Origin of the sequence: Afipia clevelandensis ATCC 49720 (assembly GCF_000336555.1) — a bacterium.
GTDB classification, from domain to species: Bacteria; Pseudomonadota; Alphaproteobacteria; order Rhizobiales; family Xanthobacteraceae; genus Afipia; species Afipia clevelandensis.
Genome location: NZ_KB375281.1, coordinates 347999 through 362077 on the forward strand (window position 1 = coordinate 347999; position 14079 = coordinate 362077).

Annotated in this window: 14 protein-coding genes; 2 read left to right on the forward strand and 12 right to left on the reverse strand. The window is 62.9% G+C overall.

Annotated features, from left to right (window positions below; genetic code table 11):
• Positions 1-4: 4 nt before the first annotated feature.
• From HMPREF9696_RS01485 to HMPREF9696_RS01530, 10 genes are all read right to left on the reverse strand, one after another.
• Positions 5-694 (reverse strand): pyroglutamyl-peptidase I, encoded by a 690-nt coding sequence (locus HMPREF9696_RS01485; protein ID WP_002711165.1) that lies wholly within the window; start codon positions 692-694, stop codon positions 5-7.
• Entirely contained in the window at positions 691-1701 is a 1011-nt protein-coding gene (gene meaB, locus HMPREF9696_RS01490; RefSeq protein ID WP_002711166.1) for a methylmalonyl Co-A mutase-associated GTPase MeaB, read from the reverse strand. The genes HMPREF9696_RS01485 and meaB overlap by 4 nt, the downstream gene beginning before the upstream one ends.
• A 17-nt stretch (positions 1702-1718) precedes the next feature.
• A complete protein-coding gene (gene scpA / locus HMPREF9696_RS01495) occupies positions 1719-3878 on the reverse strand; it encodes a methylmalonyl-CoA mutase (protein WP_002711167.1) in 2160 nt (719 codons plus the stop codon).
• Positions 3879-3924: 46 nt separating this feature from the next.
• A complete protein-coding gene (locus HMPREF9696_RS01500) occupies positions 3925-4389 on the reverse strand; it encodes a GFA family protein (RefSeq protein WP_002711168.1) in 465 nt (154 codons plus the stop codon).
• Positions 4390-4398: 9 nt separating this feature from the next.
• Positions 4399-6261, reverse strand: coding sequence for a methylmalonyl-CoA mutase subunit beta (locus tag HMPREF9696_RS01505; RefSeq protein ID WP_002711169.1), 1863 nt, complete (start codon positions 6259-6261; stop codon positions 4399-4401).
• Positions 6262-6348: 87 nt separating this feature from the next.
• Positions 6349-6840 (reverse strand): 2-amino-4-hydroxy-6-hydroxymethyldihydropteridine diphosphokinase, encoded by a 492-nt coding sequence (gene folK, locus HMPREF9696_RS01510; RefSeq protein ID WP_002711170.1) that lies wholly within the window; start codon positions 6838-6840, stop codon positions 6349-6351.
• A 4-nt stretch (positions 6841-6844) separates the two neighbouring features.
• Positions 6845-7210: a dihydroneopterin aldolase gene (gene folB, locus HMPREF9696_RS01515; RefSeq protein WP_002711171.1), complete on the reverse strand. Its 366-nt coding sequence runs from the start codon at positions 7208-7210 to the stop codon at positions 6845-6847.
• Complete coding sequence (gene folP, locus HMPREF9696_RS01520) at positions 7207-8064, reverse strand: dihydropteroate synthase (protein WP_002711172.1); 858 nt, start codon at positions 8062-8064, stop codon at positions 7207-7209. The genes folB and folP overlap by 4 nt, the downstream gene beginning before the upstream one ends.
• 93 nt (positions 8065-8157) lie before the next feature.
• The gene (locus HMPREF9696_RS01525) at positions 8158-8580 is read right to left on the reverse strand and encodes a DUF4332 domain-containing protein (RefSeq protein WP_002711173.1); all 423 of its coding nucleotides are present in this window, start codon (positions 8578-8580) and stop codon (positions 8158-8160) included.
• A gap of 25 nt (positions 8581-8605) precedes the next feature.
• Entirely contained in the window at positions 8606-8968 is a 363-nt protein-coding gene (locus HMPREF9696_RS01530; protein WP_002711174.1) for a hypothetical protein, read from the reverse strand.
• Between the two features lie 429 nt (positions 8969-9397).
• Here HMPREF9696_RS01530 and HMPREF9696_RS01535 point away from each other — a divergent pair, with 429 nt between their 5' ends.
• Both HMPREF9696_RS01535 and HMPREF9696_RS01540 read left to right on the forward strand, forming a co-directional pair.
• Positions 9398-11086 (forward strand): helicase HerA-like domain-containing protein, encoded by a 1689-nt coding sequence (locus HMPREF9696_RS01535; RefSeq protein WP_002711175.1) that lies wholly within the window; start codon positions 9398-9400, stop codon positions 11084-11086.
• Between the two features lie 29 nt (positions 11087-11115).
• A complete protein-coding gene (locus tag HMPREF9696_RS01540; RefSeq protein ID WP_002711176.1) occupies positions 11116-12516 on the forward strand; it encodes a M20/M25/M40 family metallo-hydrolase in 1401 nt (466 codons plus the stop codon).
• On the opposite strand, the gene HMPREF9696_RS01545 is transcribed toward HMPREF9696_RS01540, so the two are convergent.
• Positions 12513-13028 (reverse strand): CvpA family protein, encoded by a 516-nt coding sequence (locus HMPREF9696_RS01545; protein ID WP_002711177.1) that lies wholly within the window; start codon positions 13026-13028, stop codon positions 12513-12515. The genes HMPREF9696_RS01540 and HMPREF9696_RS01545 overlap by 4 nt on opposite strands.
• Positions 13029-13231: 203 nt before the next feature.
• A complete protein-coding gene (locus HMPREF9696_RS01550) occupies positions 13232-14011 on the reverse strand; it encodes a class II aldolase/adducin family protein (protein ID WP_002711178.1) in 780 nt (259 codons plus the stop codon).
• Between the last annotated feature and the right edge of the window lie 68 nt (positions 14012-14079).

Consider the following 14079-nt stretch of genomic DNA (forward strand, 5'->3'; position numbering starts at 1 on the left):
CAATTCAGCTTCCGGTATGGCTGCCAGACGGTTTTGCGGCCAAAAGCCGGATTGCCTGCTGTCGCGCCAGACGTGCCGTTTCCAGCAGCACGGCCTCGCCCGCACCGGCCAGTTCCTCGAAGGTCATCCGTCCGGGTGCTGGGCGTTCGGCGGGACGCCGGGGCACCAGCGGCACATGGATGAAGGACACAAGGCGAGGGCCGCCTTCAACATGGGTCGCCTCGATGGCGCGCCAGCTCAGATAATTGCAGAGATAATATCCTGCGCTGAGGGAAAGGCGCGCATCCACGCCAGTCAGTTGCGCGGCGCGCAGCAGACGGAGCGTGTGCGGCCCGAAGCGCCGTGTGGACTCCACATTCGTCACAATGGTGCGGCTTCGCACCTGCGTGTGCGCGGCATCAGGCCATATCTGGGTGATGGTGTTGCGGGCGCGTGTCTCGATCCGGATAAACGAACTGCGTGTCGCAAGCCCGAACATCAGCAACGCATCGGGGCGGTGCGTTTCAATCAGGATGGGAAGCTGCCGATCCACCGCGCTGTAAGTCACCGGGAAAATGTGACCGATCCGCGCAATGGAATCGAATGCGGGACGGCGCAGACGCAGCAAACGTTCAACGAGCTTTTCGGTGGGATTGTAAGGCGCGCCCGGAAAGGGCTGAAAGCCGGTGATGAGAATGCGCGGCGCGCAGGTCATCGCTGCTCCAGCAGCGCTGCAACGGTCTCGGCAGCAATGGTGGGTGTCATCTCGCCATTGGCTACGGCGGTTTCGGTTTGCTTGACCCTGGCGCGGATCGCCGGATCGGACCGCAGGCGTGCATGGAGACGATCCTCAAGGATCGTCCACATCCATTTGACCTGCTGTTGACGGCGCCGTTTCGCGAACTCGCCCGATGCGATCATGGCCGTCCGATGGGCAACCACCTTTTCCCAAACCGCGTCGATGCCATCGCCGGTGAGAGCGGAATAGGTCAGCACCGGCGGAAACCAGTGCTCCGAGCGCGGCGCGAGGATGTGGAGCGCGGCGTTGTATTCGGCCGCGGCCGCCTTCGCGCGCTTGAGATTGTCACCGTCAGCCTTGTTGACGGCGATCATGTCAGCGAGTTCGACAAGGCCTTTCTTGATGCCCTGCAGTTCGTCACCCGCGCCCGGCAGCATCAACGCCAGAAAGAAATCCGTCATGTCGCAGACGGCGGTTTCCGATTGTCCGATGCCGACGGTCTCCACAAGCACCACGTCGAAACCTGCGGCTTCACAGAGCAGCATCGCCTCGCGCGTTTTGGCCGCGACTCCGCCGAGAGTGCCGGACGACGGCGAGGGACGGATGAAGGCATCGGCCTCCGCGGACAGCCGCGCCATCCGCGTCTTGTCGCCGAGGATCGAGCCACCGGTGCGCGCCGAGGATGGATCGACCGCAAGCACCGCCACCTTGTGGCCCTTGCCGATCAGCGCCATGCCGAGCGCGTCGATGGTGGTGGACTTGCCGACGCCCGGCGAGCCTGTGATGCCGACACGGATCGCTTTGCCGGTCAGCGGCAGCAGTTCCTGAACCAGATCGCGCGCCTGCGCCTGATGATCGGGGCGGCGGCTTTCGATCAGCGTGATCGCGCGCGCCAGCGCGGCACGGTCGCCGGAGCGGACATCGGACTTGAGTTGGCTGATGCTATTCACAAGCGCTGCCGAACGAGGGGCATGACCTTCCATTTCGCTCGCGCTTCATCTTATTCCGCCGCCGCGCTCGCATGCCCCAACCGGACGTTCAGCTTGTTGATCAATTCCTCGGCGGCATCCGCAATTACGGTGCCCGGCGGGAAGATCGCCTCGGCGCCGGACTTGTAGAGCGCATCGTAATCTTGCGGCGGGATCACGCCGCCGACGATAATCATGATATCCTCGCGGCCGCGCTTTCTGAGCGCTTCCTTGAGTTCCGGAACGGCGGTGAGATGCGCTGCCGCCAGCGATGACAGGCCGAGCATGTGGACGTCGTTCTCGACGGCCTGACGTGCGGCTTCGTCGGCGGTGGCGAATAGCGGCCCGATATCGACGTCAAAGCCCACATCGGCAAACGCCGAGGCGATCACTTTCTGCCCGCGGTCATGGCCGTCCTGTCCGATCTTGGCGACCAGAATGCGCGGACGGCGGCCTTCCGCGTCTTCAAACGCGTCGATCAGTGCGGCAAGTTTTTCGACCCGGTCGGACATGGTGGCAGCCTCGCGCTTGTAAACGCCGGTGATGGATTTGATCTCGGCGCGGTGGCGGCCGAACACCTTTTCCATCGCATCGGAAATTTCGCCGACGGTGGCCTTGGCGCGCGCGGCATCAATGGCCAGCGCCAGCAGGTTGCCGTTGCCTTCGTTGGCGGAGCGGGTCAACGCGGCGAGGGCGGCATCGACCTCGGCCTGCTTGCGCTCCGAGCGCAGGCGCGACAGCTTGTCGATCTGCAAACGGCGCACGGTGGAATTCTCCACCTTGAGCACGTCGATGGCGGCTTCGTTTTCGGGCCGGTATTTGTTGACGCCGATCACGGACTGCTTGCCCGCGTCGATGCGCGCCTGCGTCTTGGCGGAGGCTTCCTCGATGCGCAGCTTCGGCACACCGGCCTCGATGGCCTTGGCCATGCCGCCGAGTTCCTCGACCTCCTGAATGTGCGCCCACGCCTTGGCGGCGAGATCGTGGGTCAGCCGCTCGACATAGAACGAGCCGCCCCACGGATCGACAATGCGGGTGGTGCCGCTTTCCTGCTGCAGGAAGAGCTGGGTATTGCGCGCGATCCGCGCGGAGAAGTCGGTCGGCAGGGCCAGCGCTTCGTCCAGCGCATTGGTGTGCAGCGACTGGGTATGCCCCTGCGTCGCCGCCATGGCCTCGACATTGGTGCGGACGACGTTGTTGAACACGTCCTGCGCAGTCAGCGACCAGCCCGAGGTCTGCGAATGGGTGCGCAGCGACAGCGAGCGCGCGTCCTTTGGATTGAACGGCTTCATCAGCTTGGCCCAGAGCAGACGGGCGGCCCGCATCTTGGCCACTTCCATGAAGAAATTCATGCCGATGGCCCAGAAGAACGACAGGCGCGGCGCGAACTTGTCGATGTCGAGGCCAGCCGCCATGCCGGCGCGGACATATTCGACGCCGTCAGCCAGCGTGTAGGCGAGTTCGAGATCCTGCGTCGCACCGGCTTCCTGCATGTGGTAGCCGGAAATCGAGATCGAATTGAACTTCGGCATCTTCTGCGAGGTGTAGGCGAAGATGTCCGAGATAATGCGCATCGAGGGCGAGGGCGGGTAGATATAGGTGTTGCGCACCATGAACTCTTTCAGAATGTCATTCTGAATGGTGCCCGACAGTTTCTCCGGCGGCACGCCCTGTTCCTCGGCGGCGACGACGAACAGCGCGAGGATCGGCAGCACTGCGCCGTTCATGGTCATCGACACGCTCATCTGGTCCAGGGGAATTCCCGCGAACAGTGTGCGCATGTCGTAGATGGAGTCGATGGCCACGCCCGCCATGCCGACGTCGCCGGAGACGCGCGGATGATCCGAGTCGTAACCGCGGTGGGTGGCGAGGTCGAACGCGACCGAGAGGCCCTTCTGGCCCGCCGCAAGGTTGCGGCGATAGAAAGCGTTGGAATCTTCCGCCGTCGAGAAGCCGGCGTACTGGCGAACGGTCCACGGCTGGTTGACGTACATGGTCGGATAGGGGCCGCGCAGGAACGGCGCGATGCCCGGCCATGTGTCGAGAAAGTCGATGCCATTGAGATCGGCTTCGCTGTAGCTTGGCTTGACCAGAAGACCCTCGGGCGTGAGCCACGGCTGCGCGCTGCTCTCGCTCGCCTTTACGGCAGCAGGCTCGAATGCAACGTCAGCGAAATTCGGAATGCGGGTCATTCTGTTGTCTCGGGTTTGCGCGCGAATGAAGCGGCGATTGCGCAGCTCACGTATTATGATCCGGATGCTGGTGGCTGACAATGCTGCCAGCCTCGGCAGAACCGGATGATTCTGCTGTGGTTTTGCCCGGCAGATTGTGCAGGTTCATGGCCCAGGCGAGCTTCGATTCAATGCCGGTCTGATACGTCGGGATCACGCGGTCGGGGCGGTCGAAAGCGCCGGTCAGCAGCTCGATCACAGAACCGTTCAGCTTGCGATAACTCAGCGGCGTTCCGCAGGTGGCGCAGAAATCGCGCTCTGCCGTCGATGACGACCGAAAGGTTCCCGGCGTGCCGCGTGTCCATGCAAAGTCGCCATGCGGAATTTCGACGAACGCCGCAAACGGTCCGGCCACTGCCTTCTGGCACATCCGGCAGTGGCAGACGCTGATCCGGCCTGGACTGCTGTATGACGCAAAGCGTACCGCGCCGCATTGGCAACCGCCGGTGAGAACAGGAGCGCGTTCCTTCATGACATCCACCTACAGCATTTGATAGGCAGCTTTCAGTGTCGCGAGCGCATCGCCGCCGGCGGCGATGAAGCCGGTCACGCCTGCTTCGCGCAGGGCCGGTTCCAGATCGCCGGGGCGTCCAGCCAGATAGATATGCTTTGCACCAGCCGCGTGAAGGGCCTGCGCGGCCGCAACAGCCTGCGCCCCGTAGACCTTGTCGGAGGAACACAGGCAGACAAGCTTTGCGCCGGATGTTTTGAATGCCGCGGCGAGCGTGCCCGGATCTGAGAACCCGTCATTGCCGAGCGCTTCGATGCCGCCGGTTTCAAAGAAACTCTTGGTGAAGGTGGCGCGGGCAGTGAAATCCGCCGGTGTGCCGAGATTGGCGAGAAACACCGCCGGGCGCTTGCCGGACTTGGCCAGCATGGCGTCGGACCGATCGCGCAATTCTTCAAACGGAGCGCCGAGCCTGATAGGCGCGAGTGCGTCGAAGGTCAGGACCACCTCATCGGTCCACGGCAAAGCCGCAGGCTTGGCGTCCAGCACCGCCGGCTTCTTCTCATTGAGATTGGGAAATTCGCTGGCGCCGGTGAGGACATCCTTGCGCCTTGCGATATTGGTATCGCGCGCGGCGCGGACGGCGGCGACCTTCGGCTGAATGATGTTCTTTTCAAGCGCCGCGAACGCGCCGCCAGCCTTTTCGATCTCCTGAAATAAAGACCATGCGGCTTCGCAGAGTTGCTTCGTCAGCGTCTCGATGCCGCCTGAACCTGCAGCGGGGTCCGACACCTTGTCGAGATTGGATTCTTCCAGCAGCACAAGCTGGGTGTTGCGCGCGATGCGCCGCGCGAACGCATCCGGCAACCCAAGCGCCAGCGTATGCGGCAGCACGCTGACACTGTTGGCGCCGCCGAGCCCTGCCGAGAATGCTGCGATGGTCGCGCGGAGCATGTTCACGTCGGGATCGCGCTGGGTCAGCATCCGCCATGAAGTTTCCGCGACGACGAACAGCGGCTCCGGCGTGAGGCCACAGCTCTGCTCGATGCGCGCCCAGAGCAGGCGCAGCGCGCGGAATTTCGCCATGGTCAGGAACTGGTCGGCATCGGCGCTGAGGCGCGCATAGATCATGCGCCGCGCGTTTTCGAGCGGAATGCCAGCATCTGCCAGCGCGCGCAGATAGGCGACGCCAACCGCGAGCACATAGGCCAGTTCCTGCGCTTCCGAGCCGCCGGCGTCATGGATCACGCGGCCGTCGGCCGGGGCAAAGGGACCGCGAAAGCCGAGCTTTGCGAGTTGCGTGATCTTGCCGCCGAAAACCTTGGCGATGGACTCCCACGGGCCGTGGCTGCTGCCGCGCACACCGCCGCCGCCAATCGGATCGAGGCCGAAGCGCACCTTCACGGCGGAGGGCGTGATGTGTCGTTCGGCCAGCAGTTCGGCCAAGTGCTCTCCCATGTCGCGTGACTGCGGGCCGATCTCGAGCTCGATATCAATTCCGGCGTCGAGATAGACGCCATCGAGCGCGCGCTTCAGCGCGTCCTTTGTCGGCGGCAGGCCATAGCCGCGCGCGGCATTGGCGCCCGCGAAGACGACAGTGAGTCCGGTCGCGCCGTTCTCAAGATCATGCAGCGCCTGCGCGTTGGCGATGGCTGCATCCGGATGGTCCACCCGCTGCATGATCGCCCATGGCGCACCGGCGGCGCGGGCAGGAATCGCTACCGCATTGCGCGCGCGCTCGTAGATCGGGTCGATACGCAGCCCGTCATAGGTCTTGCCGACGAGTCTCTCGAACGGAGTGCCCTTCAGGACGCCGTCGGCGAGTTTCCGCCAGTCGTCACGAGAGGCGGAAGGAAATTCGGACGCGAGCGGCAGGGTGTCGGTTTCAGTGGACATTCAGGGGGTTAGCTCCCGGAGCGTTATATCTCGTTGTCCGGAAAATGCCATGTGGCGGCGCGCAAGCCAAATGGTTGTTTCAAGCGTTTACTGCAAATCAGGCAGGCGTTCGATGCCATCGGCGGAGAGGCTGGCTAGAGCCTGGCGCGGGGTCTGGCCTGCGATCGGCCGGTCAGGCGCGATTTCGCCGAGTGGCACAAGAACGAAGGCGCGCTCGAACAGGCGCGGATGCGGCAAGGTCAGCTCCGGCTTGTCGAGGCGGACGTCGTCATAGGCGATGATGTCGAGATCGAGCGTTCGCGGACCCCAGCGCCGCTCGTTGGCCCGGTCGCGGCCGAATTTCTTCTCTATCTTGTGCAGCGTGAACAGCAGCGCATGCGGATCGAGCGGCGTTTCGATTTCGATGCAGGCATTGATAAACGGCTCCTGCTGCTCGTCGCCCCAAGGGGCTGTCATGTAATCCGACGAGCGGGCGACCAGCGCGGCCTGTGTCATGCCGCAGATATTGGCGATGGCCTTGGTGAAGGTCGCGCGGACATCGCCGACATTGCCGCCAAGTGCGATCAGGACGCTCGCCATCAATTCAAGCCCGTGTACGGGTGATGACGACGCCGACGTCATCGAAGATCGCGGCGATGGGGGCATGCGGTTTATGGACGGTGACCTTCACCGCGCTGACGCGGGTGAACGCGGCCAGAACCGCTTCCGCCACGGCGCCGGCTGCGCGCTCCAGAAGGTAATAGTTATGTCCCTTGAAGGCGGCGCTCGCGGTCGAAACCACATCCGAATAGGACACCGTGTCTGCGAGCTTGTCAGTCCGGGAGGATTCGGCCAGATCAATCGACAGTTCAAGGTCGATCACGAACCGCTGGCCGACCTCGGCTTCATGATCCATGACTCCGTGCCGGGCATGGATCAGGAGCCCTTTGATAAAAATAATGTCGCTCATCGTTTGTCCTCGATTGCCGATGCCACGCGCAGCGCCTGCACCGTTTCCGCAACGTCATGCGCGCGGATGATGTTTGCGCCGCGCTGCGCCGCCAGCAGGTGTGCTGCAAGGGAGCCGCCGAGCCGCTGGTCCGGTTCGGAGGGAATGACCGATCCGATGAAGCGCTTTCGCGATGCGCCCACCAGCAATGGCACGCCGAACTGACTCAGCGCATCGAGTCGCGCCAGCGCCGTCATGCTCTGTTCGGGCGTCTTGCCGAAGCCGATGCCGGGATCGAGCACGATATTCCCTTGCGGGATATTCGCCTTGGCGGCGATCTCAAGCGATCGCGAAAAAAATGCCGTCATGTCCGCGACGACATCAAGCGTCGGATCGACGCTGTCGCGGTTGTGCATGACGATTACCGGCGCATTGCGATCAGCGATGACGCGCGCCATGTCGGGATCGCGCTGCAGGCCCCAGACATCGTTGGCGATGGCCGCGCCATTCGCGAGCGCCCAGGCCGCGACCTTGGCTTTCATAGTGTCGATGGAAACCGGGATGCCGAGAAGCGCCACTGCCGGAAGAATGTCACGCAGCCGCTGCAGTTCCTCGTCCGCCGAAACCGGCTGCGAGCCATAGGGGCGGGTGGATTCGGCGCCGATATCGAGGATGCCGGCACCCTCGGCGATCATACGCCTTGCCTGCGCCAGCGCGGCATCGGGAGAAACGAACTTTCCGCCGTCGGAAAATGAATCCGGGGTGATATTGAGCACGCCCATAACCACGGGAACGGGGCCTGCGAACAGGTCCCGCAGCACCGGATGAAGCTGCGCGGCAGCCGGATGTGATGTTCGGGACGGAGCGGCCATCATGCGGTGGCTTTGCGCGGTCCCCGCGGTCAAGTCAAGCGACGGCGGGTGGGGATCTCGCCCAAGGATGCTCGAATTGGCAGGTGGGCGGCGGCTTCAGTAGGAAATTTTCAGCGGCAGCTTGCGGGCGCGCTGAATTAGTTCGGCGACCGATTTGTCCGACGGCAGCACCTGCACCAGCTTCCGCTTGTCGTTAGCTTCCTTCATGGCCTGCGCCAGACGCTGCGGATTGCGTTGAACGAATTCGCGGACGGTCACAACGCCGGCGGCGCGCAACAGCTCGGCCTTGGCCTTGCCCATGCCCTTAATGCGCATGCAGTCGGCGATATTGGCCCATGCCAGCAACTGCTGCTCGCTCAGGCCGGTCTTGGCGGCCAGCGCCTTGCGGCCCTTGGGCGTGCTGGCGCTTTCGAGCAGTGCAGCCGTGGTGCGAATGCCCTCGGCCTTGAGCCTGGCCTGGGCGTGCGGGCCCAGTCCGTCAATGTTCGAGAGGGGATACGCTGGAAATGAATTGGACATGGGACTCGAATACAAAAATTGAATGTTATGCGAACTGGGACAGGCCCGGTGTCTCGGCAATAATCGCACGCATTCCGTCCGCACCGATTTTGTCGCGGCCGAGCCTGAAAAGTTCACGGGCAAGGCTTTGAATCTCGCTCATTCCCAAGCCCATGCCCATCAGCCGTGCACCAAGCGCCATGATGCCGCCGCCGAGCATGCTGGCGAGACCGCCCGATCCCGCCGCCGCGATTGCAGTTTCTGCGCCCGGAATCTGCTCGATCAGCGAACGAACATGCTCCGCTGGTCCCTCCTTGCGAAGGAACCCGAGCATGGCGCCAACGGCCTTTTCGGCGACAGCCTTGTCAACTCCGGCTTTTGCAGCCAGATCGCCAATGAACTCGTCCATGAAATTGCCCCGTGCCCACCGGTTTCATACCGGCTCATTGTTGTGATTTTATCTTGAGCGGGTGCGCCGCGAATTACAAGCGACAGAGCTTTTTCAACCCGCTGTTTGGATGCAATCCATTGTGAAGTGTTGCAATGATGTGCCGATTTCGCGCTTGTTGCAGGCTGGAGAGCGGCAAATCCGGTTCACGCGACGTCGAGATACGGCCAGGGTGCGAGTTCGTTTCAGCGGATCGCCACTTGCGGATCGAAATTTGCACCGCTTCGGCTGTGAGGCATCACATATATTACGTCTGGTAACATGCAGAGCGGCATCTGTTCATGTTCGCCGATGCACGGCGCGGGTTGACCGGCGGGTTCCAGACTGCAAGATCACGCATGATGCGCCGTGATTTGGCGGTGGCACAATCCAGCCGGGATGAGGCGAGAGATGGCAAAGAAGGTGTCCAGAAAAACCTCCGACAAAGCCGCTGCGCCGCCGTCAGCAGCACCGGCCGGAGCCGGAAGCATTGCCTCCGCCGATACCGGCACGGCGATCTTTGTCGGCAAGGGTGAGCAGCCGGCATTTCTGACGCTCGGGCTTGCAAACCGCCACGGACTGGCGACCGGCGCCACCGGAACGGGCAAGACGGTCACCCTGCAGGTGCTGGCCGAAGGCTTCGCACGCGCCGGCGTGCCGGTGTTCGCCGCCGACATCAAGGGCGATCTGTCCGGAATCGCCGAGGTCGGCGAGCCAAAGGACTTCATTCTCAACCGCGCGAAGGCGATGGGCCTGCAGTTTCAGCCGGATCAGTTCTCGACCATCTTCTGGGACGTGTTCGGCGAGCAGGGCCACCCGGTCCGCGCCACCGTCACCGAAATGGGGCCGCTGTTGCTGTCCCAGATGCTGCAGCTCAACGATGTGCAGGAAGGCGTTCTCAATGTCGCATTCCGGGTTGCCGACGAACACGGTCTTGCGCTGGTCGATATGAAGGACCTGCGCGCCCTGCTGGACGCCATCGTGCCCGGCTCGGCCAAGGACGACGATCTCGATCCGCTGCAGGACATCCGCAAGGCGGCCCAATCCTTCGGCAATATCAGCAAGGCGACCGTCGGCACCATCCAGCGCCAGTTGCTGGTGCTGGAAAATCAGGGTGGGGCCAAGTTCTTCGGCGAACCCGCGCTGCAACTAAAGGATTTCATGCGGACCGACTCCAGCGGTCGCGGCATGATCAATATCCTCGTCGCCGACAAGCTGATGTCGAGCCCGAAACTGTATTCGACATTCCTGCTCTGGATGCTGTCGGAGTTGTTCGAGGAACTGCCCGAAGTGGGCGATCCGGCCAAGCCCAAGCTGGTGTTCTTCTTCGACGAAGCGCACCTGCTGTTCGACGATGCGCCCAAGGCTCTGATGGACAAGATCGAGCAGGTCGTGCGCCTGATCCGCTCCAAGGGTGTCGGGGTCTATTTCGTGACGCAGAATCCGATTGACGTCCCGGACAAGATTCTCGCCCAGCTCGGCAACCGCGTGCAGCATGCGCTCCGCGCGTTCACGCCGCGCGACCAGAAGGCGGTGCAGGCCGCCGCGCAGACATTCCGGCCCAATCCAAATCTCGACACCGCGCAGGTCATCACGGAACTGGGCAAGGGCGAGGCGCTGGTTTCGTTTCTCGAAGGCAACGGTACGCCGTCGATGGTCGAGCGCGTCATGATCCGCCCGCCAACCGCGCGGATCGGGCCGATCACGCCGGACGAGCGCAAGGCGATCATGAATGCGAGCCCGGTGAAGGGCAAATACGACACTGCCATCGACGCCGACTCTGCGTTCGAGATTTTGCAGAAGCGTCTGTCGAACACGGCTGCGCCCGCAGGCACGCCCGGCGCCGATGGTGCACCCGGCGAAGGTGGCGGCGTCCTCGGCCAGATCAGCTCGATTGTCGGCACCGTTTTCGGCACCAGCACGCCCCGCGGAAAGTTGTCCACCGGGCAGGTCATCGCGCGCAGCGTGACGCGCTCGGTGACCAACAAGGTCGCCGGAGATGTCGCCGCCAGCATCGGCAAATCGGTCGGCGGCTCGCTCGGCGGCTCGATTGGCCGCTCCATCGTGCGCAACGTGCTTGGCAGCCTGCTGCGGCGCTAGGCGCACGCCATCTATTCGAGGAATACGATATGTCCGCTACGCCCCAACTCGCCGCCGTTCTCGACCGCATCGACAAGGACTTCGACAAGAGCCTCGAACGGCTGTTCACGCTGCTTCGGATCAAGTCGATCTCGGCCGATCCGGCTTTCACCGAGGATTGCAGGAAGGCCGCGGATCATCTGGCGGCAGACATCGCCTCCATCGGATTTACGGCCGAGGTGCGCCCGACCGCGGGACATCCGGCGATTGTCGGCAAGAGCAACGGCAAGGCCGGCGCGCATGTGCTGTTTTACGGTCACTACGACGTGCAGCCGGTGGACCCGCTCGATCTGTGGCACCGTCCGCCGTTCGAGCCGATCGTCACCGACCATGCCGACGGCCGCAAGATCATCGTTGCGCGCGGGGCGGAAGACGACAAGGGCCAGTTGATGACTTTTGTCGAGGCTTGCCGTGCCTGGAAGAACGTCACCGGATCGTTGCCGCTCAACGTCACGATCCTGATCGAGGGCGAGGAGGAGATCGGCTCGAAGAATTTCGGTCCGTTCCTCGACAAGAACAAGAAAGACCTCGCCGCTGATTTTGTGCTGGTCTGCGACACCGGCATGTGGGACCAGAACACACCGGCGATCACCACTTCGCTGCGCGGCCTCGTCTACGACGAGGTGAGGATAAAGGCGGCGAACCGCGACCTGCATTCCGGCATTTTCGGCGGCGGCGCGCAGAACCCGATCCGCGTGCTGACGCGCATTCTCGGCAGCATTCACGACGACAACGGCCGGATCACCATTCCCGGCTTCTATGACGGTGTGAAGGATCTGCCGCCGGATATTCTGGCGCAGTGGAAGGGACTCAATCTATCTCCCGAAACCTTCCTGAAGCCGATCGGACTTTCAGTGCCTGCCGGTGAAAAGGACCGGCTGCTGATCGAGCAGGTGTCGTCGCGTCCGACCTGCGACATCAACGGCATTGTCGGCGGTTATACCGGCGAAGGCTCCAAGACCGTGATCCCTGCGGAAGCCTCGGCCAAGGTGTCGTTCCGTCTGGTGGAGGGGCAGGACCCTGAAAGGATCCGCAAGGCGTTCCGCGATTTTGTCACTTCGCGTCTGCCGGCTGACTGCACGGCGGAGTTCATCGACCACGCCGGCGCGCCGGCCATCGCGCTGGATTGGGGCATGAAGCCGCTGGCGGCGGCGAAGCGTGCGCTGACCGATGAATGGGGCAAGGACGCGCTCCTGATCGGCTCCGGAGCCTCGATTCCGATTGTCGCTGATTTCAAGAAAACGCTCGGTCTCGATACGGTGCTGATCGGGTTCGGGCTCGAGGACGACAACATCCATTCGCCGAACGAGAAATATGATCTCAAGAGCTTCCACAAGGGCATCCGCTCGTGGGCGCGCATTCTTGCGGCGTTCGCGGATGCGCCGCGCTAGCTGCGCTGGCCGCGTCTCAGGTGGTCGATATAGGCCGTTGTCTCGGGCGGCAATGATTTCAGTCCGCGCTGGCCGGCCTGCGACAGCAGCGGACGCAGCTTGGATCCCATGAGGTAGGCCGGATCTCGCCCCGGCGGAATGATGCGGTCGAACACGAGCACGATTGTGACTGCGATCAGGGCCGTTCGCACAAGGCCGAGGATCGAGCCCGTAATGCGGTCCGGCATACTCCGAACCGGGCCGACGATTTCATCGACCGACAGGCGAAGCAGATATCCGAGAACAAGGCCTGCGCCGAGGAAGAGCGCAAAAAAGGCCACAGAGTTTTGCGTGGCGGTCGGCGCCGTTTGACCTGCGATGATGGGGGCGATCAGCGACGTCCCCGCTACGGCCAGCGGAGCCGCGCTGATATAGCCCAGGATAGTCGCCATGCTGCGGATGAGCCCCGTTCTGAATCCGGTGATCATCGCGACGATTGCGACCACGGACACAACAATGTCGAACGTGTTCATGAGCCGGATTTCCAGAACGCAGGCGGCAATTCTGCCAGCCGTAAGGGGTGCGCCTTAGCAAATCATTGATCCGGACGATGCAATCAGAAGCAATCGGCAGGAAACTGCTGAAAGCAAAAACGCCGCCCGGGATTGGGCGGCGTTTGTACTCTTTTGTCAGTGTAGAGGCTGACGGATGAAATCTATGTCCGGAGCCGATCCTGTCAAGTCTTGTAGCTGGGATCGAGCCGGTCGAGCTTGCGCAGCAGCGGCGGCCAGACCAGCCTGGTCGAACGCATGTCCGAGCGATCCGGATCGCTCACCAGCTTCTCGTTCTTCTCGATCACGAGCTTCTCGACCGGATAGGCGGTCGGCCCGAGCATACGGGTGCGGACCTGCATCGTGCAGGCGCGCTCGAGATGATACATGCGCTCGAACGCCGAGGCGACAGAGCGTCCGACAGTCAGTGTTCCGTGATTGCGCAGCAGGAGATGGTTCTTGGTGCCGAGGTCCTTCTGGATGCGCGGGCGCTCATCGTGATCGAGGGCGATGCCTTCATAATCATGATAGGCGAGGTCGCCGGTGACAAGCTGCGCGGTCTGGTTCAGCGGCAGCAGGCCCTCCATGCAGCTTGCGACCGCAGTGCCGTCTGGGGTGTGAAGGTGAAGCACGCAGCCCGCATCCTCGCGGACTTCATGAATGGCGGAGTGGATCGTGAAGCCCGCCGGGTTGATGCTGTATTCGCTCTCGCTCAACTGGTTGCCGTCGAGATCAATCTTCACAAGGCTCGATGCGGTGATCTCGTCGAACATCAAACCGTAGGGATTGATGAGGAAGTGATGTTCGCCGCCGGGAACGCGGGCCGAGATGTGGGTGTCGACAAGGTCGTCCCAGCCATAGAGGGCGACGAGGCGATAGCAGGCCGCGAGATTGACGCGCTGCTCCCATTCGCCGGGGACCATTGTGGACTGAACTTCCTTAAGACGTGCTTCGGCCGGTGACATGGCGTTTTCTCCCGCAATTATTTTGTGGCGGGAGCCTAGACCCGTGGCCGTGCCGCCGCAACATGCGG